The 23173-nt window shown below is 60.7% G+C and carries 21 protein-coding genes and 1 pseudogene; 6 read left to right on the forward strand and 16 right to left on the reverse strand.

Going from position 1 to position 23173, the window contains the following annotated elements:
- Positions 1–14: 14 nt before the first annotated feature.
- On the forward strand, positions 15–887 hold the full coding sequence (locus tag P3T42_RS29535) for a hypothetical protein (RefSeq protein WP_143788500.1): 873 nt from the start codon (positions 15–17) through the stop codon (positions 885–887).
- Positions 888–971: 84 nt separating this feature from the next.
- Here the strand turns inward: P3T42_RS29535 and P3T42_RS29540 are convergent, their stop codons facing one another.
- From P3T42_RS29540 to P3T42_RS29575, 8 genes are all read right to left on the reverse strand, one after another.
- Positions 972–1646 carry a hypothetical protein gene (locus P3T42_RS29540; RefSeq protein WP_429308040.1) on the reverse strand — a complete coding sequence of 225 codons (675 nt, stop codon included), beginning with the start codon at positions 1644–1646 and terminating at the stop codon, positions 972–974.
- Positions 1643–2110: a hypothetical protein gene (locus P3T42_RS29545; protein WP_429308041.1), complete on the reverse strand. Its 468-nt coding sequence runs from the start codon at positions 2108–2110 to the stop codon at positions 1643–1645. Before P3T42_RS29545 ends, P3T42_RS29540 begins: the two co-directional genes overlap by 4 nt.
- 45 nt (positions 2111–2155) lie before the next feature.
- Positions 2156–3049, reverse strand: a complete 894-nt coding sequence (locus P3T42_RS29550) for a WD40/YVTN/BNR-like repeat-containing protein (protein WP_429308042.1) — start codon at positions 3047–3049, stop codon at positions 2156–2158.
- Between the two features lie 101 nt (positions 3050–3150).
- Positions 3151–3492 (reverse strand): hypothetical protein, encoded by a 342-nt coding sequence (locus P3T42_RS29555; protein ID WP_074301154.1) that lies wholly within the window; start codon positions 3490–3492, stop codon positions 3151–3153.
- Positions 3493–3567: 75 nt separating this feature from the next.
- Complete coding sequence (locus tag P3T42_RS29560) at positions 3568–4344, reverse strand: class I SAM-dependent methyltransferase (protein ID WP_429308043.1); 777 nt, start codon at positions 4342–4344, stop codon at positions 3568–3570.
- A gap of 38 nt (positions 4345–4382) precedes the next feature.
- The gene (locus P3T42_RS29565; RefSeq protein ID WP_143788502.1) at positions 4383–4808 is read right to left on the reverse strand and encodes a hypothetical protein; all 426 of its coding nucleotides are present in this window, start codon (positions 4806–4808) and stop codon (positions 4383–4385) included.
- 123 nt (positions 4809–4931) lie between these two features.
- Positions 4932–5393 carry a hypothetical protein gene (locus P3T42_RS29570; protein ID WP_429308044.1) on the reverse strand — a complete coding sequence of 154 codons (462 nt, stop codon included), beginning with the start codon at positions 5391–5393 and terminating at the stop codon, positions 4932–4934.
- A gap of 34 nt (positions 5394–5427) precedes the next feature.
- A complete protein-coding gene (locus P3T42_RS29575) occupies positions 5428–6912 on the reverse strand; it encodes a fatty acid desaturase (RefSeq protein ID WP_429308045.1) in 1485 nt (494 codons plus the stop codon).
- A 49-nt stretch (positions 6913–6961) separates the two neighbouring features.
- On the opposite strand from P3T42_RS29575, the gene P3T42_RS29580 reads away from it, so the two are divergent.
- Together P3T42_RS29580 and P3T42_RS29585 are read left to right on the forward strand one after the other, a co-directional pair.
- Entirely contained in the window at positions 6962–7687 is a 726-nt protein-coding gene (locus tag P3T42_RS29580) for a hypothetical protein (protein WP_429308046.1), read from the forward strand.
- Positions 7627–8820: a hypothetical protein gene (locus tag P3T42_RS29585; RefSeq protein ID WP_429308047.1), complete on the forward strand. Its 1194-nt coding sequence runs from the start codon at positions 7627–7629 to the stop codon at positions 8818–8820. Before P3T42_RS29580 ends, P3T42_RS29585 begins: the two co-directional genes overlap by 61 nt.
- Here P3T42_RS29585 and P3T42_RS29590 read toward each other — a convergent pair.
- On the reverse strand, positions 8779–9744 hold the full coding sequence (locus tag P3T42_RS29590) for a hypothetical protein (protein ID WP_429308048.1): 966 nt from the start codon (positions 9742–9744) through the stop codon (positions 8779–8781). The genes P3T42_RS29585 and P3T42_RS29590 overlap by 42 nt on opposite strands.
- A 37-nt stretch (positions 9745–9781) precedes the next feature.
- Entirely contained in the window at positions 9782–10606 is an 825-nt protein-coding gene (locus P3T42_RS29595) for a metal-dependent hydrolase (protein ID WP_429308049.1), read from the reverse strand.
- A 147-nt stretch (positions 10607–10753) separates the two neighbouring features.
- Between P3T42_RS29595 and P3T42_RS29600 the strand changes: the two genes are divergently transcribed.
- From P3T42_RS29600 to P3T42_RS29610, 3 genes are read left to right on the forward strand one after another with little or no spacing between them, the layout of a single operon-like run.
- Positions 10754–11692, forward strand: coding sequence for a fatty acid desaturase family protein (locus P3T42_RS29600; protein ID WP_429308050.1), 939 nt, complete (start codon positions 10754–10756; stop codon positions 11690–11692).
- On the forward strand, positions 11692–13278 hold the full coding sequence (locus tag P3T42_RS29605) for a GH3 family domain-containing protein (protein WP_429308051.1): 1587 nt from the start codon (positions 11692–11694) through the stop codon (positions 13276–13278). The genes P3T42_RS29600 and P3T42_RS29605 overlap by 1 nt, the downstream gene beginning before the upstream one ends.
- Positions 13279–13281: 3 nt before the next feature.
- A complete protein-coding gene (locus P3T42_RS29610) occupies positions 13282–14412 on the forward strand; it encodes a Rieske 2Fe-2S domain-containing protein (protein ID WP_429308052.1) in 1131 nt (376 codons plus the stop codon).
- A gap of 29 nt (positions 14413–14441) precedes the next feature.
- Here P3T42_RS29610 and P3T42_RS29615 read toward each other — a convergent pair whose 3' ends face one another.
- The 6 genes and pseudogenes from P3T42_RS29615 to P3T42_RS29640 form a co-directional block, all read right to left on the reverse strand.
- Positions 14442–15365 carry a fatty acid desaturase family protein gene (locus P3T42_RS29615; protein WP_429308053.1) on the reverse strand — a complete coding sequence of 308 codons (924 nt, stop codon included), beginning with the start codon at positions 15363–15365 and terminating at the stop codon, positions 14442–14444.
- Between the two features lie 56 nt (positions 15366–15421).
- Entirely contained in the window at positions 15422–15682 is a 261-nt protein-coding gene (locus P3T42_RS29620; protein WP_429308054.1) for a PAAR domain-containing protein, read from the reverse strand.
- Between the two features lie 12 nt (positions 15683–15694).
- Positions 15695–17167, reverse strand: coding sequence for a type VI lipase adapter Tla3 domain-containing protein (locus P3T42_RS29625; RefSeq protein WP_429308055.1), 1473 nt, complete (start codon positions 17165–17167; stop codon positions 15695–15697).
- 128 nt (positions 17168–17295) lie between these two features.
- On the reverse strand, positions 17296–19464 hold the full coding sequence (locus P3T42_RS29630; RefSeq protein ID WP_429308056.1) for a T6SS effector phospholipase Tle3 domain-containing protein: 2169 nt from the start codon (positions 19462–19464) through the stop codon (positions 17296–17298).
- Positions 19465–19484: 20 nt separating this feature from the next.
- Entirely contained in the window at positions 19485–22265 is a 2781-nt protein-coding gene (locus tag P3T42_RS29635; protein ID WP_429308057.1) for a type VI secretion system Vgr family protein, read from the reverse strand.
- Positions 22266–22866: 601 nt separating this feature from the next.
- A pseudogene (locus P3T42_RS29640) lies at positions 22867–23117 on the reverse strand (PAAR domain-containing protein).
- Positions 23118–23173: the final 56 nt, after the last annotated feature.

A 23173-nucleotide genomic window follows, 5' to 3' on the forward strand; every position in this document is an offset into this window, starting at 1 on the left:
CGCCCTCCAGGTTCATGCTTCTCAAACAACATCAACGATTCGCGCAACTGATATTCGGTGCTGTCGTGCTAGTGGGCCTGTGCGATGCGCCATGCGCGAGCGCAGCGGCCGCTACGTTGCCCGCGCAAGCCCGAGACCTCCCAGCCGCCGGCACGACCTGGTGCTACAGCATCGGCGCAGGGCGCGTAACGCCCATGACGCTCACAGGCGTGACATCCAACATTGCGAGCTACGAAGCCGGCGGCGGTAGTGCGCCGATCAAGATCGACGAACAGGTCGACACCTACTCCACGCTCAACGCCACTCGCCACGGTCAGCGCAGACTCCTGGACTTTCCGGTCGTGAAGGACAAGCGATGGTCGGACGAGTTCGACGAAACCGTGACTTCGCAACTCGGCCACGACGCGTCATGGCAATACCACTACCATGCAGTCGCGCTAAGCCAGGTCGGCGCGACACAGAAACTGAAAGTGGGTGCGGGCACCTTCGATACGTTCGTGATCGAGCGGACGACTGCGTGGACCAAAAGCGATCCTCACTCGTCGAGTGCGATGCTGCACGCGCAACATTGCGACGATGCATCGTGCTCGGTTTCCGGATTCAGCAAGGAAGTGTTCTGGTATGCGCCTTCGATCGGGCGAGCCGTGTTGCGTGCGTATACGCAAAGCGGTGATTCCAGCTATGTCGCCAATCAAACGCCCGACGACATGCTGCACGATGCCGGGACACTCGTGACCGAGCTGGTCGGCTATGGCGACAATGCAACGTGTGCGGCGCCCCATGCGTCATTGCAGGCAAGAACGCCATCGAGTCCGTGGTATGGCTTTGCGCTCTGGTCCAACGATACGTGGGAGTTTCTGATGACGCGGGATATGGCGCGGGAGTGAGTCTTTTGAGTTCGGCAGCGGGATGCTGGGCACAGGTCTCCAATGAGGGGTTCAATACATCCGTTGTATTGAACGCTCGCTTCCCTAGTCATCCCCGTTGGTAAATAGCTGCTCGCAACCATCCGGTCGCACGACTTTCTTCCTCGTCTGCAGATCCCAGATGCCCGGGTACGAGTCATCCGTACAGTCCATTGATCCGTTGGCGCTCACGTATCGTCCATCAGGAGAGATTCGCCCGGGCATTGAATCGTCGTAGTCAAAGCCCTCTTCCTGAATCTTTTCGAAGCGCTTCTCCGGCATATACATACCCTGGAAATCCGCAAGCGGAGTCGTCTTCCCGAGTCGCGCCACGGTCGCCGCGAAGGTGAGAGGACCGGCGCTGACTGCGTCGAGGGACAGGTAAATATTCCTCTTGAGATTCACGTCGACGACAAAGCCCACGCGGGCAGGAATCCGCGAGGCGGAGACCTTCCCACCGCGGCATGCGAGGACGTCGGCGACGCTCACGTAATCGACGTCCGAAAGCAGAATGACCTGCTTGTTCCAGTTCAGGTGCGGCGAGATGTTCTTGATTTGCCGGTCAAGTGCGCATTGCGTGGCGCTGTTGTTCGCGTCGATGAGCGCGACGGAATGACTCGAGTCCACGTACTTGACTGAGGCCAGTTGGTCCGCGTGAGCGCTAATCGACGATGCGCATGCGAGGAGGGAGAACAGGGAAGCTGCCAATCGTAGGAAGAACGTTTGCATGTCGTCGCTCATTTCTCTAAGCCGTGTGGCCCATAAGACTTTCCATCGAAGGTGTAACGCTTCGAGGCGTTGCCGGACGCAGTGCCCGCCAGAATGATCACGTCCGCCAAACCGTTGTGAGACTTCGCGGAAGGTGACAGGGCGTAGCCGCCGGTCGAGAGGATCACCGTCGCGCCCAGGCCTATCCTGTCTTCGACGAGCCATATCGGTCCCAAGGCGGCGCCCCAACCGCAGGCATCGGCGGTCGTGACAAACCATGTTGTCGTTGATTGATCGGTGGAGAGCGAAACCGCTTTCCCCTTGATCTTGCACGCCAGGCTTTTGAAGGCCCCGAATGACTTGTTGGCCGTCACCTTGGCGGCGACTTCCTGAGGAACGGGCCCGAGATCCCCGCTCTCGATCGAGGTGGCCGATTCAGCACAGTAAGCCGAACGGGTCAGCAACATCGTTGCCAGAAATACCAGTGCAAGTCGCATGAGATGAGTTCGCGTGATGGTTTGTCGGGGCTGGGTCATGCTACGTTAATTCATCTCCTTCGCGTGTGCCCGTATTTGCCCTTCCAGCCAGAACGGCGGAATGTCCTTGATGAGAGGATCGCCCCACTTCAACGGCGCCCAGCTCTTTCCGCCGTCCTCGGAATGGACGATCAAGGGGCCGTCGTCGAGCGCGAGCGTGCTGTCGACCGCGGCAAGCCAGATATGCTGATCGTCGGCCACATAGGCACTCACGGGTTCAGAGATCTGTTCGGGTAGTTTCACGACCGACCAACGCGCGCCGTCGTTCGAACGCAGTAGCGTGGTCTCGGTCGATCCCACGATCCACCAGTGCCCTTGCGGGGACCATCCAAGCTCGACGAGGTTGTCGGGATTTCCCAGATCGGTCGATGCCACGATTCGGCAGGACTCCGGTTCAATCTTCACCGTCCGATAGCGGGTGTCCGATGGCTCATTGCCCACGAAGGTAAGCAGACCGATCAGCGGTCCGCTTGAATCGACAAAGCGGATGCTCGTGTTCTTCAACAACTCGAGCGCGCGGGCATCTTTCGTCTGGATCCCCAGGCTTTTCAGCGTGAGCGTGCACGTCTCTTTGCCTTCAGCGATGTGAAACGCCCTTCCCGAAACGTCAGACTCGATCCGGTAGTGAGGGCCCAGGATCACCCGCTCGAGCTTGTGGTCGTCTGCGATGAGGCGTCCTGTGTCAGCGGAGAGAATCTTGTCGCCGATATAGAACCTGCCGTGACTGTCCGTCGCGATCTGTGGCCAAAAGGCACCGCCGCGATCGTCGACACGAATCGACTTGCCGTCTTTCAGATCGAACTGGATGTATGAGCCGGACTGCTGCTCGATCTTGAGGCGCCCGATATCCAACTGTTCGACCGGATTGGCGAGCGCCGAAGACTGCGCCAGCGGCGACACGAGAGCCGCCATGAGACAGGCGACGATCATAGGCTTGCGGAATCGCATCATGCGGATCTTTTCCGATGCTCAACTGCCAGCATGGCGGGCAAGAATCGATCTCATCGTGTGAACCACTTAAAGATCGCAGCAAGAATGACCGCGACGACGAACAGCAAAGCCATCATCCTGTAACGCGCCTTCGGACTGAGCGGCGCAGCTTTACCACTCGCGCCGGCTGCATCACGAACAGCCGTCGGTACACTCACAATGGTTGCGATCAGAAAGACCAGCAGCACGTCTGAGAACTGCCACTCCACCGTCCCAGCGGACATGTTCAGGTTGCCACGGAAGACCATGTTCACGATGCAGACGATCGCGCCAGCAGCGGAGAATTTGGCCAGGGAGAGCAGCCATTTGCTGCTGGGGATGTCTTTCTTTGTCGCTTCTATTCCTTGGGGCATGCAGCGGGGTCTCCGTTAGAAGTTGATTGTGTCAAACAAGGTTGCCGTTTTCGGCTTCGACGTGCCACAGCACGATCACGGCTGCCCGATGATCAGTCGCAGTGATCCATCAAACAAGGGCTGCGTGCGAAGCGACCCATACTGCGCATCCCACGCCCCATCCTTGAGGTCGCGGCTCAGTCGATCGACAAAGCACTCCTCGACGCCCGCCTCGACGAAACTCCACGCGGAGTTAGCGCGTCGTGCGCCGGGTTCGAGCAGTCTCTCCGGTCTGCCGTAATAGGCTTCGCTGAATCCATCCGTACAGTTCAGCGGAATCTCCACCGGCTGAACGATCGTCTGCCCTCCCAAGCCCTCAACGATTGCAGAGATGGGTGGATATCGCCGTGCCTCGACCGCGATCATCTCGGGCGCGTACGTCGCCAGCCACGAGCAATCCAGTCGAGCGGGATCGCAGGTCAGAATCAGAACGGCGCCACGCGTGACGCGCCGCATTTCGGCGAGCCCGGCCTTAAGGTCCGGCCATTGATGAACCGTGAACGTGGCCATGCTTGCATCGAAGCTGGCGTCGGCGAAGGGCAGGCTTTGCGCTACCCCGTCGATTGCAACGGGCAGGTGTGCCGGCCGTTGCGCGCGCATGGAAGCCGACGGTTCGACCGCCACGACATTGCGGTCCACAGGCTCATACGATCCGGCGCCGGCACCGACGTTGAGAACCGAACGGGCATCGCCGAGTGCGTTCCGGATGAACCCCTCAATGTGGGGATCAGGTTGCCGGTATGAGGTGTAACCAATCCCTATCGTGCCGTAGTTGGCATCACCTGCGCTGCCGTCGTTAAATCTGTTATTCACGTGACTAGTCCTTTTCTTTCGTTAGACGAAGGGATCCGTCAGAAATTGTCGATGCCGGAGCATCGCTTGACGCCGGGGGTGATGGTCAGATGCGTCGCCATCGTCGACGACTGTCCGCAAAAGTCGCTCAACGATACCTTCGAGAAATCGAACACAAATTGCTTGCCTTTCTTCGACACGGTGACTGTATCGTCGTTTGGCAACGCGAACACCTGAGCCCCGTTGGATGACTGGGTCACCTTCGCCCCGTTTGAAGCCACCAGGCAGTTGTTCACGCTACCGGCTACCGGTGTCGAGCTGGAGTAGTCGAACGTGCTGATCGTCCCGTTTTGAATCGTCACTTCCATGAAGTGGTCCACGGTGTTCCTGGTGGCGTGACAGGAAAATGTCTCGGCCTGGGCGACGCTGACGTTGCATGTGAGCAGTCCAGCGGAGATAGACAAGGCAATAAGAGGCTTGAGCATTATGTTCAGGTTTGCGTGAGTTGTTTGGATCCCAGTTGCCGTGGCAACTGCCGTGGTGTTCGCAATGGTCTTGTCGCCGGTGCCGGTGCCGGTGCCGGTGCCGGTGCCGGTGCCGGGAAAATTTCACCCTTTTCCAGCATTCCAATCATAGAAATCCCATCCCACGCCTGGTTTGGTGATGCATCCACCTACGTGAGCATTTTCTATATCCACTCCGGCATATCTCGGCCGTCCGGCAGTGTCCACCGTAATGGTCACCTGACCATTTGCACCATTGTCCTTGAAGACGTTTATATCAACCCCCTCGCCGTCCGGCAGGAACGTCGAGTCATCCCCCGCCGCGTCCTTCTCGGAGTAGAACTTTGCCACCCCTGAGATCGCCGATTTACACGTTTTCGACGCAAGGCTAATTTGGTAAGAAAAGATCCTCTTGCCCGCTGTGTCTTTGCCCACATCCTTCAACGTGATCGTCGCTGGATAGGGCACGTCATGCGACGTCAGCGTTACACCGCGATCGTCCGCCCAGGAAGGCAGCATGAATGTCGAAATGATGAATATAAAGCTCGTTTGTTTCAGGAATTTCACACCGGCCCCCGGTCATCGTCTTCATGGAACATCTTCACGGCCTGCGCCCCGCTCGCGCCCGGGGCTTGAGAGGCCATCCCAGCCAGAGCAAGCCTGGAAGTTCACGCGACGACAGCATCGGATCGTCGGATCGGATCTCCGACGGCAAGTCGTGCCACGCGACATTCGGATTGCGGTGGTGCTGAAGATGCAAATTGATGTGATAAGGCCAGATGCACAGTCGGCTAAGCCATCTCACGCGCCACGCATAGGTCCAGTTCTCCCAACCCGGCGTCACGCCCGGGCCGCCGCTATGCTCGGCGAAGCTGCGGATTTTTTGCAGCAGCACACCCAACGTAAAGAGCGGTCCAAACCAGAGCGCGCCTAACAGGAGCAGCACGCGCATTCCACAGAGATAAACCAGCAGCGCGACGATGACAGCCCACACAATCGTTGCGCAGAGCAATGGACCCGTCGGACGCACAACAGCGCCACCCGCGCTCCTGTAAGCGCGCATCGTGCGCAGGGTGTTGACCAGCAGAAGGTCGCCGAGCAATTGCCTGACAAGACGCACGGTATCGAGCGGCTGAAACTCCCACGGCTGCTTCTGATACAGAAAGCGGCGCTCGGGATCGTGAGCCGTGCCGACATGTCGATGATGCTCAAGATGCAACGGTCGATAGAACTCAACCGGCACGGCACCCGGCACACCAATCGCGAGGTTGATCAGAAAGTCGTTGGTGAAGCGATGCCGGCTGATATGGTAGTGCGTGGCGTCGTGATACAGGATGAAGAGCGCATGCTGGCGCGTCGCGATAACGAGGCAAGCGAGCGCATAAAGTCGCCAGTCGCCGACAGCAACGGCCACGCGCAGCGTCACGACGATCGCTAACCACTCCAGCAGGATCATCGTCATCGAGCGCAAATTCACCCGGGAATACTGCAGCGCAAATGTGACCGTGCCGGCGAACACGCCCACTACGAAGCCATACGCCATATCGGCAAACAGATGCTGTCCGGTGGTCAACACGGTCAACATCAACACCATGCTCCACAATCCGAACCACCACGCAACGCGCTTACGCAGCGTCGCCAGCACCACACTGATAGCGACCGGCAGCGCGACGTGACCACTCGGCGACGCGGCAAGCGGCGAGTCGATACGATGCAACCATGCGAGCCAACCCGCGTCAGCCACGGGTCGCACAATCTCAGTGGGCCAGAACAAATGACTGACGAGACACAGTCCCGTGGCGAGAGCACCGGCAAAAAACGCCGGCGGCAGCCAACGCTGTCCGCGACCGCACCACACCAGAGTGGGCATCACTAGCAAGTAGCTCAGATAGAGTGGTACGGTGGCAGGCAACACCGGTACCCATGCATCAATCGCGGAAGGCGTGATGATCCGCACTGTGCCGAACGGGAAGTGCGTGACGAAGAAGTACAGAGCGCCGGATACGGCGAGGTACACGATCAGCCACGTGAGCGACCCGACCGCCGACGGCGCGCTTACGGTGGGGCGGGTCGATGACGTTTCCATGGATTAAAAGATGGATGCTCGGTCGAGTATCATAACAACGTGTTCAGTCATGCAGAAGTCACTCATGCGCCTTAGCGCCATGCCCGTTGAACGCGTCACCTTGAGCGCGTTTGAAATCGACCGGATGTTCTCGCTCTACTCGGCATCCTATTGCGATGCCCAGCGCGAACTGTTTGATCAGGACCTCGAAGACAAAACGCATTGCATTATCTTGCGCGATGCAGACGGCATAATTCAGGGGTTCTCGACACTCAAGCTCTACACGACAAGGTGGCGCGATGCGTCGCTGCGTGTGATCTTTTCGGGTGACACAATCATCGATCCGGCGCACTGGGGTAGTCAGCAACTCGCCTTCGCATGGATTCGTCTCGCCGGTGAACTTCAGCGCCAGGCGCCCGATATGCCGTTCTACTGGTTCCTGATTTGCAAAGGCCATCGTACCTACCGGTATCTGCGCGCGTTCGCGCACGACTACGCGCCGCGCGTCGACGCGGTGACGCCGCCGGCTACGCAAGCGCTGATGGATCACCTGGCAGTCCAGCGGTTCGGCACGGCCTACAACGCTGAGAACGGCGTGCTGTCGTTCGCCAAGCCGCAAGGTCGCCTCACGCCCGCGCTCGCCGAAGTATCGGAAGCGCATTGCCGTTTGCCCGACGTCGCGTATTTTCTGAAGCGCAATCCGCACTACGCGCGCGGCGACGAGCTCGTCTGCCTATGCGAACTGTCGTTGACGAACCTGCGGCCGATGGCGCAACGCCTGTTCCGCCGCGCCTGATGCAATCGACGCAATCGCTGCAGATTCGTCGCGCTTACGCCGCCGACAATTCACGCATCCTCGATTTCCAGGCGCAGCACGCGATGCAAGGCGCATTGCCGCTGCGCTTCGACCGTGCCCCCGACTACTTCGCGCTGCACCGTTGTCATGCCATCGATCATCGTACGTGGTTGGCCGAGAATGAACGAGGTGACATGAGAGGGGTTGCGAGTCTCGTCGTTCGGCACGGCTATCTGAGCGGGCTGGTGCGGCCGGTTGCCTATCTGGGCGACTTGCGCCTCGTGCCTGACCGGCAGCTATCGCGCGCATGGATGGAAGAAGTGCGTGCCCGTCTCACCGATCTCGAACAGGAGGCGGGCGTGCAACATGCCTACTGCTGCATGATCCGCGACAACCGGCTGGCTTCGCAGTCGCTGTTGGGCGCAAGACGAGGCGGCCGACTCCCGCTGACGCATTGGCGTGGCTATAGCAACGTATCGATCTACGGACAACGCGGCTGGCGCAGCGCCGCTCGCACTTCAGATTCGCTTCGCATCGTGCAGGCGCAATCGCATCATGCCGACGCACTGCGCGCCTTCCTCGATACGCAATCGGCTGACCAGCCGTTCGGCTGTGTGTTCTCCGAAGACGAGTTCGCGCGGCGCTTGCAGACGTGGCCCGACTTCGGCATCGAAGCATTCCTGCTCGCGCTCGATGCACGCGGCAACCTGCTCGGCTGCCTCGCGCCATGGGATGCCGCGCAGATCAAGCGAATCGTGCTGGAGCGGCTCCCGCGTCCTATCGGGGCCCTCCGACTTGCATTCAATGCGATGGCGCCTGTGTTTGGCCGTCCCCGGATCGCCGCGCCGGGTCAGGCGTTGCGCGATATTTACCTAACCCATCTGCAGGTGAGACAGCGTGACCCTCATGTATTCGCCGCTTTGCTCGACGCGGCCTGGGCGCGCGTACGTCACGAGTATGCGCTGATGCAGTTGTGCCTTTACGATGACGATCCGCTCTGGCCCGCCGTGACGCGCTACCGTTCGACGCGCATTTCCATGGATCTGTACACCCTATCGACTGCCGGCGCGGCGTCGCCGATCGACGCTGCGTCAGCCGCGCTCATACCGGGTTTCGAAATCTATCTGGTGTGACGCACCAGCGCCCCGCCGAGAATCATCCCCGCTAGTCGCGTGCAGCAAATCGGCCAACGCGAGCCAGAAGCGGCCGGCATCGAAGCCCAGTCCACCTAGCACCGGCTGTCCATGATCGAGACGCGGCAGGCACACCTGCGGCACGCCGGTCAGCACCTGATGCTCGAGGTAGAACTGCCCATCATGCGCACAACCTGGCCGGCGCGCATTCAGCCGCTCGTGATAGGCGTCGAAACGCGAACTGCGCTCGATCGACCAGCTGACCGCGTGGACGCAGTGCAAGTCAGTGGGAATGCTTGCCAGCATTGCTGCGACGCGCGGATCGCGTCGACTGCTGATGTCCCGCGTGCCGTCAGCGACCCAACGCGTGCGCAGCAACCGCCGGCCGACGCTGTCCTGCCAACGCATGGCGTCGAGCGGAGGCGTCGCGCCCCAGCCCAGCATGTCGTCCACCAGCGACGCCGGACCGACGGGCGGTTGCACCAACGCGATGCCATCGCAACGCGTGCGTAGCGACGCGTCGCTGACGCAAGCGGCAAGCGTGTCGATGCCGCCCTTGCTATGCGTCAACGCAACGAAGCGGTGACCGTCCGACAAAAAGGCATTGAGCGTGGCGGCGATATGCCGGCCTTGCTCGACGACACCGCGGGAGGAACGCACCGGTACGCGCAGCACCGAATATCCCGCGTCGCGCAGCGCGTGGAGCGCGTCGCGATGACAGCGCGGCAGCCACTCCGAATACAGACCCGCGACAAGGACGACGACCGTGTTCCGCGGCAGCCGCGAGCTCGAGCGATTCCAGCAGTCGATAAACCGACCGGTCCAGTCAAGACCCTCTGCGGCGGGCACGAACGGCGTCGCGGGATAATAGCGGCGCCAGTCGTCGAAGCTGTGGGGTGTCCAGCAAGGCTTCGCTGTCATCATGCGTTTCGCATAGGTGGCCTGAAGACGATTCTTCCGTTCAGCTTTGCTCTTCGAGTGCGCGGCGGGCGGTCTGCAGAACCGCCCGGCTATCGATGCGGTTCGGATGAAACCACGGTGCGAACCAGAAAAGCCATGCCGGCAGCACGCGGGTGAATATACCGGGATGCACGAACAGCCACCATTGCAAACGACACCACTCGCGCCAATTGCCACGTTGCCGGTCGCAAGCCGCGAGGCGATAGACGAAGTAGGTCAGGTCGATCACGAAGTACACCGATACACCGAGCATCGCGCCACAACGAACCAGATAGCGCCGTAGAGGTCTCGGTTCGGTCGCGGCGAAGACGTCGAACGCCACGGCCTTGTGTTCGGTTTCTTCGATCGCATGCCATTGCCAGATCGCGGCCATGGCCGGATCGGCGCCGTCGAGTATTTCCGGGTGACGCAACAGCTGGTCCGCGAGGATGGCGGTGTAGTGCTCCAGACAGGCCGTCAGCGCGAGCCGTGTCGCAGGCGAGACCCTCTGCAAGCTGTTCTGCTGACGGAGCTGGATCAGCGCCTCCAATGCATCGATCGGCGCGCCCTGGGCCGCGAGACGCAGGTTGTAGAGGCGATGCTCGCGGATATGCGTCCCTTCCTGATGGATGAAGCCGGTGATCTCGGCCGCTAGCGGCGTCTCAGCGGGTATCTGGTCGCGAAAGTGCTTCACGCTGTCGATGAAAAATTTCTCGCCGAGCGGAAACATGATCGAAAACGCATCGAAGAAACGCGTGACGTGGCACCAGCCGCGATACCAATAGCGCGGAACCGTCGCGTCGAGCGTGAAACGCATGTCGCGCGTGGGAATATCGGCGGGTGGCATCGTTACGCGAGCAACGTTCGAGCGTCTGTTAAAGAAGGTCATGTCGATTGAGCGCGCAGCAGACTATGCGGTATGCATTCCTCGAGATTGGATAAAACACAGGTATCCGATGTATTCTTCGCGTACATCAAGGCCTTCATCTCCCGTATGCCCAAACCGAACGTGCAAGACGACGCCACTTCATCACACCGCTTCGACCGCGCGAATCTGCTTGCGCTGATGCTGCAGACTTCAGTGTGGGCGGGCGTTCTCACGTGGCTATCGCATACCGGTGTGGGTCCGCTTAAATGGCTGGTTCTGATCCCGTTTTGCATCATCATGCAGGGTGTTTTTTCGATGATGCACGAGACATTTCACGGCTTCGGACATCGCCATGGTCGCGTGAATTATATGATGATGTGGTGGGCCTCTACGATGTTCGGCGCTTCTGCCACACTGATTCACATTAATCACCTCGGTCATCATGTGCGCAATCGCACGCGTGCCGAGCGCGCGGACTTCGCCAGTCCGGGCGAGTCGTTGCCGCGCAAGTGGGCCGAATACTATTCGGCGATTCTCGGCGGGATCTGGCTCGGCGGCCTTGTGGGCAGCATCGTGCTGGCGCTGCTGCCGGCGGGCGTGGCGAACAACTGGTCGAAGCGCGGTGACGACAATACCTACGCTGCGGCATTCAAGGACTTTTCGCTGCGCGATTTCCAACGCATTCGTTTCGAAGTCCTGGGCGGCATTGCAGTGTGGCTATTCGTAGGATGGCTGCTGGACTGGAAACCGGTGGTCGTGTTGATTGCGTACGTGGCCTTCGCGTTTTCCTGGTCGTCGCTGCAATGGGTTTATCACATGCGCACGCCCCTTGACGTCGTCGAAGGCACTTACAACATGCGTGCACCGATCCTCGTCCGCTGGGCGTTTCTGAACTTCAACTACAACCTCACGCATCACCGGCGACCGGGGTTGCGTTGGCAACAGTTGCACGCGGCATCGAACGCCGCCGAGACTCGTCCGCTCTGGTTCGGCTGGCTGCAGATCTTTTTGCCGCCGCGCCGGCTTCCGGCCGATCTGAGCCAACTCGATAAAACCTACTTTTGATGGCGACGGATACTCACGGCACACGCGCAGCTTGGCAGTCGTTCGCCGCAGCCGCGCAACCCGCGCTTGACGCGTGGGAGGCCGCGCTCGAGACACCGGCTCTCGTCCAGGCGCAGCGGCTGAAGCAACTGCTGGCGGACAATCGCGAGTCGGCGTTCGGACGCGAGCATGGTTTCGCGGATATCGCCAACGTGACGCGCTTTCGTGAGCGGGTTCCGGTGCGCGACTACGCCGGCTTGTCGCCATGGATCGAGCGTGCGCAGCGCGATACGCAAGCGGTGCTGACCGCGCAGCCTCCGCAGTTTTTCGAACGCACGAGCGGCAACAGCGCGCAGCAGAAACTGATTCCGTACACGCCGGCCTTCCTCGCGGAAATGCAGCAGGCCTTGACGGTGTGGCTGGCCGATCTGTACCGGCAGTTGCCTCAGATCGGCGCAGGACGCGCTTACTGGTCCATGTCGCCGCCGCTGCAAACGCAAGGCCGCGCGCCTAACGGCATTGCCATCGGCTCGACGAGTGATCTCGATTATCTCGGCGGCAGTCTCATCGCAGGCCTTGCGCCGACCTTGCTCATTCCGCCGCTTGGGCATGACGACGTATCCGCATGGCGCCGACAGACGCTGCTCGCGCTGATCGCCGCGGACGATCTTGCGTTCATCAGCGTGTGGAGTCCGACCTTCCTCACCAGTCTGCTGCGTCCGTTGTTCGACGCCGACGCGCCCGAGCATGCCGAGACGCTCGCCTGGCTCGACGCGACCCTGGCGGCGCAGCGCAAGATAGCGCTCAAACAGGCGTTCGCGACTGGAACCTGCGATGCGCTGTGGCCGCAGCTCGCAGCGGTGAGCTGCTGGATGGACGGTCCGAGCCGCCAGTATGCCGCGCAGTTGCGCGAACGTTTCCCGCACGTGCGCTGGTTGCCGAAAGGCCTGTTTGCGACCGAAGCGGTGATCAGTCTGCCGTTCAGTTCGGGTGCCGGTTGTCCGCTTGCGATCGAAAGCCACTTCCTGGAATTTTTGTTCGACGACGGCAACGTGCGCGATGCCGACGCATTAAAGCCCGGCGATACCGCGCAGGTCATCGTGACGACGGGCGGCGGCCTGTATCGCTATGCGTTGGGAGATCGTGTTCGCGTCGCTTCGATGGCCGGCCGTACGCCGCGCGTCGAATTCGTCGGCCGCTCTGCGACGCAAAGCGACCTGGTCGGTGAGAAGCTCGATGAGGAGATGCTAGACGCCCTCCTCTCTGCCGTGCTCGATGGGCACGATAGCGCGTGCGTGGCGCCGTGCGCGGCGGGTGAACCGCCGCACTACATGATGCTGATCGCTACCGCCGAACCTCGCGACGCTGAGGCTATACGTGCAGCGGTCGAAGAAGGACTGATGCGTTCCTTCCACTACGCTCATGCGCGCCGTCTGGGCCAGCTCGGACCGTTGCGCGTACGCTCGCTGCGGGGGTCCCCTACCCGTCTCGCCGATGCCCTGCAACAGGCGGCCGAGCGAACCGGTGTGCGAGCGGGCGACGTCAAGCCTCGCGTCCTTATCAATCGGCTGGCTACCGCAGATGCGCTGCTCGCCATGACGGCCTGACCCATGTCGACTACCGATCAACCGTCCGATCACGTTATCGCTTTTCAAAAGAATCCTGCCATCGACACCGATACGACAGCGCCCCGCGACGGACTTCACGAACAGTGGTTCGTCGCTTGCACTGAGCGCGAACTGCGGCGCGGCAAACCGCTGGGCGTGAAGATTCTCGACCTCGGCATCGTGCTGTTTCGTCAAAGCGGTGGCGAGGTCACCGCACTCGTCGATCAATGCGTCCACCGCGGCACGCGCCTGTCCGCCGGCAAGCTCGCGGGCGATTGCCTCGTCTGTCCGTATCACGGCTGGCGCTACGACGCGCAGGGTCGGGTCGTGCATATTCCCACCATCGACGGTATGCAGCCTGCGGCCAAGCCGGCTGACTATCCGTTTCGCCAGCGGCCATTCCCGGTGCGCGAGCAGGACGGTCTCGTCTGGGTCTATCTCGGCACGGACGACGCCGACGCCAAGCCGATCTTCCGCATGCCGTTCTACGGCACCAAACCGTGGCAGTCGTATTTCATGGTGAACACGTTCGATGGCGACATCGGCATGCTCGCGCAGAATTTCATGGACGTGCCGCATACCGTGTTCGTGCACGACGGCATCTTCCGTTCGAGTCGCGGCAGCGCCATGGAAGCGACGGTGGCATTGAAGGCTGAGAGTGTCGAAGTGACCTATCATGACGATCACGACAAGATCGGCATGATGGACTGGCTCACGAATCCGGATCACGAACCGCTGGTTCACACCGACCGCTTCTTCGCGCCCAACGTCACGCGCTGCGATTATTCATGGGGCAGTCGCTCCGGATTCCTGATCGTCAGTCAGATCACGCCGATCGATGCATGGCGCTCGCGCGTCTATACGTACATTGCTTATCGCTTCCCATTGCCGCGCTGGTTGCTGCGCGCGTTGCGGCCCCTGCTCCATCTGTACACCCACGTCGTGATCCAGCAGGATGTGCGGATCATGCGGGCGCATCGGCAGGGATTGGATAACGCACCCGGATTCGAAGCGCACAATGTGCGCGCCGATGTGGTCCATGTGGGCATCGAGCGTCTACTGGCCGCCGTGAGGCGCGGCGAAACGTTGCCGGAAGCGCAGCAGGGCAAGAAGCCGATGCGGTTTGAACTCTAGGTGAGCGGGGACTGCGAACGCTTGCGAGTTCAGGTCTTCGACGGCGACGTCTGCAGACGATCAAGCAGATACCGATGCACCTCAGGCAGATGCTCGAGGGCGAGCGCCGGGTACACGTGATGGACTTGATGGAAGCCGATGTTGCGAGGAAACAGCACGAGCTTGCCGAGCCAGCCATAGTGCCATGTGTGGGTCATCGCCCACACCGCTTCCTGCGAGCGCTCGCCATTCTCGACGGGATCGTGTTCGATCAGCACGCGGTTCGCATTCATGATGCCGCCGAGAATCCACGGCAGTCCGTAGTACGTGAAGAACGGCAATTGCCAATGCACGACGGCCGCAATGGCCAGCAGATAGGCCACGCAGTGAGGCAGATCGGCGCGGGCACACGCGATGATCTCAGCGTGCTGGCGCAAGTCGCGCTTTGAACGTTCCTGCAGGAAACCTCGCGCAAACCACGGCCGGAACGCCGGCCAGAGCAATGCAATAGGTGAGGTCAGCGCACGCAGGGGCCACCAGAGCGGCAGCAAGGCGCCGCGCAACATCATGGCGCGCTTCACCCAACCGCCGCGTGCGGCGAGGTGATGCAGATACGGGTCTTCTGGCGTGCATACCGCGCGATGGTGGCGCAGATGGTGATAGCGCATGGCAGCGATCGACGAGCCGATCGGCCAGCCCGCCAGGGCGTCGACGAAGGCGAGCGGTACCGTTCTGCGGCGTGACGGCAGATGGCAGGCGTCGTGCAGGATCACACCCAGTGCCTGGAGACGGCCTGCGATCAGCAGGAGGCACACGCCATACACGAACGGATTGCGCAGCAGCGCCATCGCAGTCCAGCAAAGTCCGATGACCAGCCAGTCCGTGCAGGCGTAGCGTACGAGCCGCCATGGGCGGGCGGGTGCGGCGAACGGCAGGATCTGGGTCAGTTCAGCGGGCGTCGGAAATGCGGACATGGCGAAGGCTCGATTGAATTAGCTAAACGCGACTGCGCCAATGCGTGTCATGGACGTCACTGGCTGCCGGTCTTGCTCTGGCTTGCGATCAAGGTTGCCCCGCAGGCCAGTTTGTCGCCGTCGCGGGCGACGGGCTGGCCGGCGTATTTGACGTTGCTGTCACCCGTCACGATGGTCGTGGGGCCGTGAATCTGGCATATCGCGGGATCGCCGATCCGGGCAATCGCCTTGCCACCGGTATTGGAGCCAGGCGCACCCGCTATCACTTGACCTCCGTGGCTATGGGTGTCGCCGACAACGATAAACGGCTTGGGCATGGCTGACTGCTCCTATTTCACGCCGTAGCTGAAGAGTTGCGAATGCGCTTGCCGGTATGCGTCGTCAGGTGGGCTGACCATCACAATGCTGGCGTGGTCGGGGTTGCGCAGATTCACCGTCGCGCTGGTACCGCCCTTGGCATAGCCGCGCATCACGGCGAGGCCGATCTGCACCCACGGTGAGGCGGTGCCGGTGTCGCCGACGCGTTGGGCTGTGTTGAAGCCCTCTTCCGGGTCGTCCAGGTCGAGGTTTTGTGCGTTGCCGTGCAGCGCCTGGGTCAGTGTGATCCACGCGTCGGATGATGAGTCCGGGTCGAAGAATACGCGCGCCGGTGCCTGGCCTTCTGGGAGCGTGCCCATGGCCTGCGTCCATGCTTCCTTCAGCTTCGCGACGCGCGCGAGACGCTTCATGGGCTTGCCGTCTTCATCAAGGAACGATACGTCGACCGGGCGATGCAGGTAGCCGAGCAAAGGTGCGTCGTCATACTGCTTCAGTTGCCATTCGGTCCAGCGGATCGGTACCCATGGGTTGGGTTTGAAATCGCCGTGGCCACGGTTGGATACCTGGGTTAGGAGGTCGGGGACGAGTTTTTGCCAGTAGTCGTAGGACATGAAGCCCATGTGATTTTTGTCGTAGACCTTCTCTTGCGCCCAGTAGTAATTCCACAGTTTGATGATGTCGTATTTGGTGTCGTTGAGGTTTATGTCATAAGGGACGTTCACCACGTACGGACGGATGTCGCGGTCGACCCGGTCTTTACGGCTCACGAGCAACGCCACGAAGCTATCGGGTTGTTTGGGTACGAAGTTGCCGTCCTTGGGAACCTCGTTGCCAGGTGTGCGCATGTATCCGCGAGTCAAAGCACCGTCTTCAGCCAGCACCACCACAGCCGGTAGTTCCGGATGTTGCTCAAATACCTGGAATAGCGTCCGTAGAACGCTGTCGCTGTCGTTAGCTTGCAGGGCGCCCAATTGCGTAAATAGCGTGATTCCGAGGCCCGCTCCCTGACGGGCTAACACCACATGTTCGTTGATGCGATCTGCGTACCCATCCTGATCGTTACGCGCCGGACCGATCGCTATTACCGGAATCGGCCAACGCTCTACCCAGCCATTGGGCAGCGTGTATTCCAACGCGTTCCCTTCACGCTGTTGGGCCGCGAAGAGTCGATCGTTCGATGACCATGGGTATGCCTTGGGATCTTGCGGCAACAAGGTGCCCTTGGCGCCTACCTCGTCCAATCGCTCCCATAGCGCCCTCTGACGGTATTTGTCCACTACGACGCCGAGGCCGCGAATTTCGAGCGTGAAACGTGGATCTGACGAGTTCGTTGCGAGCGCCGGCAATGTGTCGGGTGCTTTCGCGGGTGAGCCTGCCTTGTCCTGCGTGGAATTCGACGTGCCTGCAAATGCCGTCTGACCGAGAAACAACGCTAACACCAGGATCAGCGGAGGAGTTACCCAAGCGCGAAGATGTCCACTCATTTGCATATTTCCGTAACTGGGGGCGTGACCGACCACCACGTATTCAAAGACCAACCCCCACAGTGGGATCAGCACTAGCAGCAATCCGAGAAACAGCCGCCACCTTATACCGTTTAGACGCGGCGCGATCATATCGTCCCCCCTGAGGTGTTTGCTGGGGTGCGAGTGGCCTCGCGGGACACCTGATTTTGCATGGTCAGGGTTTCACTGACTACTGGCTTAGGCGGCTTTTCGGGAACGAGATCCGTCGGAAAGGCGCCGCTCGTGTAGTACTCGCACGTCGCCTCGACCAAGGCTCTCATGCCTGGAATCAGTTGCGGATACTTGGCACGACATTTTACTGAGATCATGCCCAATGGCGTTCGCCAGTCAGCGATAAAGCGCAGTAGCGTCCCCCATTCCAGATCATCCAATGCTTTCCCCTGCCCAATCGCAACATCCATCGCGGTGCCATAGCGATGGTTCTTCTGCCCGCTCATGATCGCCGAGTGATAGGAGCTGTCGCCCAGCCGCTTTGGGTCGTTCATGAGTCGAACCTTGGCCTCATTGGGGGTTTCAGTCCGCGTCACATAGCGCACATCCGGCGCCACCGGACTGCCCGCGGTCACATCGAACACCTGGCAGCGATCATCAGGATCAGGATTGGCATCGTACTGTGCCTGCACTTCCGCAACCGATGGTTTGGACGGGTCCACGCCCGCGCCCGGCCAGGGCAATGGCTGATCGGTGAGCGTCTGCAGCTTGAGACGGGTGAGCGCCACCTCCGTCTCCATCTGATCCCAGCTCTGCTTGCCTGGCGCGGTTTCATTCGCATCGATGGGCTTGTTTTCCGTACCCGGAATGACGTTGCCCTGCAAATCCGGATCAAACGGCGGGTTGAGTTCCTCACCGTTCACCTGACGGGTCGCGCCCACCGAGTTGCCGCCCTGCTTGATCTGCGTGTTGATGAAGCCCGTGGTGCCGTGGCTAGTCTCACCCTTCTCGCGCAAGGTGTAGAACTGCGGTGCAGTTCCGACCTTAACCGTCGCACCGTTGCGCTTACGCCTGGTGAACACGCGTTGGTGGAAGCCGCTCGCGATCAGAGGCGTCATCAACGGCATGTCGACCGTTTTGCCTGCATCGGGATCATGGACCGCAGCCGTGTCGGGCACACCGTTGGTACCGATGCCCTGTACGGTTTTAAGGGCGACGGTGGCGTCTTCCGGACAGAAGTACAGATACACCTTGCCCCGGTTATCGCGCTCGGCAAAGACGACTGCCTTGTTGGCATCATCGGTCTTGGGATTGAAGCGCTTGGCTTGTGTCGGCGTCCATGCAGGACCCGCGCGTCCGCGGCAATCCGCGGTATTCGGCAGCAATTGATCCAACTCCGGCGTCGGATGCTTGCCGTCACCCACCAGCTTGACCAGTTCAATCAGCGTTCGTGCACGCGCATACGCCGTTTGCTGCTCGTCCCCGGTTTGGGTCGCGCGGTCCATCCATGGCGCAATCACGCTGTATGGGGAGTCGATCAGCACCAGCGTATCGGCCGGGCGATTGGCCGCCGCGCTGGAGCCGTCGCTGCTATCTGCCTGCATCAATAGCGCCTGCGCCAGCAGACTGATGACGGTGCCCTGACTGTGCGCGATGATCGAGACGGTCTCGTCCGGGTCAATGTTCCGGATCTGCTTGACCAGCATCGCGAGCCGACGTGCGGCCAACACCATGTAGTGACGATTAGGCGCCTCGAGCAGAGGGTGAGTGGGATCGTGCTGCAACTTTTCCAACATGTTCGTTTTGAGGCCACCCTTGAAGTGGGTGTTGAACATGTCCGGAATGTTGGTAGTCGCGTTGGCGAACATGCCTCCGTTCTTGGCGAAATTCTTGTCCAGCCGGTTGCCGTGAATATCCACCACCTGCCCGTTAATGCTCTGCTTGCCGATTTCGTCCGGCGCAGCGCGGTATCCCCAGTAAAACGGAATCAGCACGCTGCGTGTGCCATCCGGTTCACTGCGCCGGTAAAGGACGCCGTCCATGTCCTTGAACAGATCGTCTTTCGTGACCTTGCGGTCTTCGTTCGCCATGCGCCCCTGGGTGTAGACGCCCGCCTTGAGATCGCTGCGGTTGAGCCGTTCGTTGAGGCCCTCGCAAAGGCCAGCTTCGACGGTACCGAAGTCGGTGCCCAAGTCGTTCACGCCGTGAATCAGGATCGCGGTGCCAGGCATTTCCGGCGGGAGTTCCGCGAGGCTGAAGCTGCACCAATTGGGAAGCGTGGTGCTGGTGCGCTGGGCGACGGTATCGAATGGTGAATCGTCCATGGTGATATCTGGCGTTTGGCTCACAGCGAGGGTTTGAGGATGTCGAGCTTGGCGATGTGCATGACGTCGCCCGTCACCGACTGCGTCATGCCCTTCGCATCCGAGACGCCCTGCACGACGCGACCGTCGTCCATGGTGATCTTGTAGTGCTGATTGGCAGCGACGTTAGGGGCGGCTTCGGTATGGCCGGGGTAATGCAGCAGGAACTGCTGTTTCGTGCCGTCCTTGCCGAAGTTCGGTTTGTCGGCCTGCTCCGTCGACGGCCCCTGGAAATCGTGGCTTGCGGTGTGCACCTGCAGCGCGCCGTTGGAGCCCATCGTGATGCCGCCACCGATCTTGATGAAGCTGCCGTCGTCCGCGACGAAGCGGATGCTCTTGGCGGTCACGAGTACCTCGCCCGCGCTCGATGTGACCTGCACGTTCTTCTGTGAGTTGACGACAAGGTCATCCGCCTGCGCTTGCAACAGCATCTTTCCCTGATTGGCGATGGCGGTGAATCCGTTCGCTTGCGCGAATAGCTGCACACCCTGTCCGGCCTGCACGCTGAAGTGCTGACCGCTACTGAGTTGCAGATGCTGCTGCGCGACCGTATCGATGTTCAACCCGGCGTACGTGAGATGGCTCTTGGGCGTCAGGTTGACGGTGCCGTCGGCCGCGCCGATCGCGACGATCGGCTTGCCGTCACCGGTCGGTGTCTGGATGGAAGGCCATGCGGCGAGGTCGGTCTTCAGTTGGGTCTGTCCGGTGAGGTCGACCGCCTGACCGCCGTGCTGGCCGGCATAGTCACCCAGTGCCTTGAACAGTTCGCCGCACTCGTTGAGCAACTGCGTCAGCTCGTCGCGATCGAGCTGATGACCTTCGGCCTTGTTGCGAGCGTAGGTGGTCAGGAGCAGACCTTTGGCAGCGCGAAGCGATGCCGCCGCGTCCGTGCGCAACTCCGTCCCCTCGCCGCGTGCCTGGCCATTGCCGTTCTCGCGCGGTTGGGTCAGGTAGCCAAGATTGAGCTCACTGGCGGCATGCTCGCTCGCCAACTGACTGCTGATCTGCCCCGCCGTATCGTCAAAGCGCAACTGGTTATAGCGGTTGCCGGTGATCTCCTTCGTCTTCATCCCCGACAGAAAGCGATTGCCGGGTAACGACCCGGTGTGGCTGAACGTAGCCGGCATGTTCGGCCCGTTGTGCAGCACACCGGTCACGAACATCTTGTCCGGATCGCCATTCAGAAAGTCCAGCGCGACTTCCATTCCGATGCGCGGCAGCGTGTCGTGTCCATAGTTCGTACCGGCCCAACTGCTGCTCACGCGCACGAACGCGCTGTCCTTGTCGGTGCCGCTGGTGCCGGCGCCTTGCGCATGCGCGTGATCATCCGCGTCCATCCCCTGGATTTGCACCTTGATGCGGCCGAGCTCGTCGCAATACACCTCCTCGCCCGCCGGTCCCACGACCAGCGCCGTGATGGGGTAGACCCGCGGCAGATCGATACGCGGATCGTAGGCCGGGGTGAGCGCCACGCCGCGCTGCACACAGCTGAAGGTGTTTTCGTAGCGGGTTTCGACGGTGTCGCCCTTGTTCGATGCGGGCGACTGACTGGCCGCCGGCGGCGCATCGAAGTGCCAGCGATTCGACTCGAACAGCGATTGCGCGCGGTCGTTCAAGGTCTTCGGCAAACTGTTCTCGCCGCGATGATGCAGCGTCGTGACGATGAACTCGCGTTGCTGCTGGGGATGCGTGTCCACTTCCGGATGACCGGTCAGCTCGAACCAGCGGCCGACGGCCAGGTCGCGCACACCGCTGACCGCATCGACGTTGGCGGCACGCAATTCGTGGGCGAGCATGCGTGTCTTGCTGACCCGCTCATAGTCCGCCCACGAATCCCCTGCGTGCGGCACATCGATGGCCGAGTCGCGCAGCAATTGCCCAAGGTCGTTGCCGGCCTCGCCCTGATCGACGATGTTGGTTTCGTTCGATTGCGCGAGCGTGGCGCTCTTGTAATCCCAACTGGCGCGCTGAATGTTGCCGGGCACGAGCTGACGCGATGCCGACCACAGCGTGACGGAGTCACGCTCTTCGGTGGCGGCATCTCGGTGATAACGGATGGTGCCGGCCGCCGACTTGGGCAGCTTCATCGGATCGTCGAAGAACACCAGCGTGTGGACCGGCGAATCGTTATTGCCGTCGCTCGCGGGATCCTGTCCGCGCTTGCCCGCCGCGGTGAACCATGCAATGCCGTCGCGACGGCAGAGACGCCGGACAAAATCCGCATCCGACTCGTTAAACTGGAAAATCGTTTCACGCACCGGATATTGACTGCGATTCACCGCCGCCAGATCGAAATCGAAGGCGCGCGCCAGTGCGGGGCTCTTTTTCTGCCACTCGCCGAGTAACCGCTCGATCACATCGGGGACGTTGAGCGTGCGGAAGATGCGCGTATTCGTTCGGCCTTCGAGTACCGAGAGGGAGTCGCGTATCGTCAACTGATAGGTGGACAGCGAGCCGTCCGATTGACCCGCGCGAGCGTCCGTCACGATGCCGCAGATGGGGTGCAAGGCGCCACGATCCGTGACCAGTTGCACGGACAGTGGTAGGCCGATGAAGGCTTTTAGCGGTAGGTCAGCGCGCGTGGACAGACACGTCACGTGGCCTTCGATCCCCGCGCATAGGCCTTCGCGGATGTCGATGCGCTGCGCGATCAATACCTGTTCTAGGGTTTGCTGGGACTTGCCCCAATGAAGCCGGAATGAGCGGTTTGCCTGGGACAGTGATGGCGATGCAAACGCACGCAGAAGGTCAGCGGCACTCATGGGCGGGTTCTCTTTTGCTTTTGTTGGGAGCGGGCGAGATGAGGGGCTTGAGATGCAGTGATGCGAGGAGGTGAAGTGGTAGTGTGGTCGAGGTTTTGCGGGCGAGCTTGTGCTTGTGGCTTGCTTGCTCCGCTGATTTCAACCCCGATTATGTTCTGTGCTCCCATACCGCCTCTTTTCTTATTCCGCACGCGCCCCCGCGTTACTGCGGCATATTACAAAGATCGGAGGAATGAGGCAAATTAATGTCAGGGTTAAAGTGTTAAATATTGGTGTTTTTGAACCTGATTTAATTTAATGCGGTTGGCATTTCGGGAAATGTTTCTTGGTGGGGTTGGGATTATGCTTTTTGGATGGTAAAAGTTGCGGGGTGGGTGAGTTGTGGTGGGTTTTTGCAATATTCCGAGTGCGAGTAGTTCGCTGACGTCCCGCAAGGCGGCGTCAGGTGGACTAACCATCACGATGCTGGCGTGCTCGGGGTTACGCAGATTCACCGTCGCACTGTCAGTCCTTGTTGCAGTCTCGCAGCCGGAATTCCGGCGTAGCGCATCGGTCGCAGGAAATTGCCTGCACCCCGTGCGACGCCACCCTTGCCCCTGAGTCAGATAAGACTCGAAATAAGATGGCAGCCGCACGTCGCCTTGTAACCATGACGCGCGATCGGGATACCGCCATCTGTCATCGATTCGTCGCCGTCGAAGATGACGTTCGGTTTGGTGTCAGATGCTTCGGGCACGACACCTCATCCCTTTTACGCGCAACGAACTTGCCATCGAAGCTCATGGTCGTCGACGCAGTGATCACCTTACCGTCGTGGTCTGTATCGTCACCCAAGCGAATAAGATCGATCATCTATGTGTTTTCTCAGTTATCCCGCTAGATCATGTGTGATACATAGCTGAGACGCG

Source organism: Paraburkholderia sp. GAS38, assembly GCF_050434965.1.
In the GTDB taxonomy this organism is placed as follows: Bacteria; Pseudomonadota; Gammaproteobacteria; order Burkholderiales; family Burkholderiaceae; genus Paraburkholderia; species Paraburkholderia phenazinium_A.

Coding starts and splice junctions, on each gene's coding strand:
- P3T42_RS29535 (WP_143788500.1), top strand. CDS start 15: ATGCTTCTCAAACAACATCAACGATTCGCGCAACTGATATTCGGTGCT.
- P3T42_RS29540 (WP_429308040.1), bottom strand. CDS start 1,646: ATGAGCGACGACATGCAAACGTTCTTCCTACGATTGGCAGCTTCCCTG.
- P3T42_RS29545 (WP_429308041.1), bottom strand. CDS start 2,110: ATGCGACTTGCACTGGTATTTCTGGCAACGATGTTGCTGACCCGTTCG.
- P3T42_RS29555 (WP_074301154.1), bottom strand. CDS start 3,492: ATGCCCCAAGGAATAGAAGCGACAAAGAAAGACATCCCCAGCAGCAAA.
- P3T42_RS29565 (WP_143788502.1), bottom strand. CDS start 4,808: ATGCTCAAGCCTCTTATTGCCTTGTCTATCTCCGCTGGACTGCTCACA.
- P3T42_RS29575 (WP_429308045.1), bottom strand. CDS start 6,912: ATGGAAACGTCATCGACCCGCCCCACCGTAAGCGCGCCGTCGGCGGTC.
- P3T42_RS29580 (WP_429308046.1), top strand. CDS start 6,962: ATGCAGAAGTCACTCATGCGCCTTAGCGCCATGCCCGTTGAACGCGTC.
- P3T42_RS29585 (WP_429308047.1), top strand. CDS start 7,627: ATGCGAACTGTCGTTGACGAACCTGCGGCCGATGGCGCAACGCCTGTT.
- P3T42_RS29590 (WP_429308048.1), bottom strand. CDS start 9,744: ATGATGACAGCGAAGCCTTGCTGGACACCCCACAGCTTCGACGACTGG.
- P3T42_RS29595 (WP_429308049.1), bottom strand. CDS start 10,606: ATGCCACCCGCCGATATTCCCACGCGCGACATGCGTTTCACGCTCGAC.
- P3T42_RS29600 (WP_429308050.1), top strand. CDS start 10,754: ATGCCCAAACCGAACGTGCAAGACGACGCCACTTCATCACACCGCTTC.
- P3T42_RS29605 (WP_429308051.1), top strand. CDS start 11,692: ATGGCGACGGATACTCACGGCACACGCGCAGCTTGGCAGTCGTTCGCC.
- P3T42_RS29610 (WP_429308052.1), top strand. CDS start 13,282: ATGTCGACTACCGATCAACCGTCCGATCACGTTATCGCTTTTCAAAAG.
- P3T42_RS29615 (WP_429308053.1), bottom strand. CDS start 15,365: ATGTCCGCATTTCCGACGCCCGCTGAACTGACCCAGATCCTGCCGTTC.
- P3T42_RS29620 (WP_429308054.1), bottom strand. CDS start 15,682: ATGCCCAAGCCGTTTATCGTTGTCGGCGACACCCATAGCCACGGAGGT.
- P3T42_RS29625 (WP_429308055.1), bottom strand. CDS start 17,167: ATGAGTGGACATCTTCGCGCTTGGGTAACTCCTCCGCTGATCCTGGTG.
- P3T42_RS29630 (WP_429308056.1), bottom strand. CDS start 19,464: ATGGACGATTCACCATTCGATACCGTCGCCCAGCGCACCAGCACCACG.
- P3T42_RS29635 (WP_429308057.1), bottom strand. CDS start 22,265: ATGAGTGCCGCTGACCTTCTGCGTGCGTTTGCATCGCCATCACTGTCC.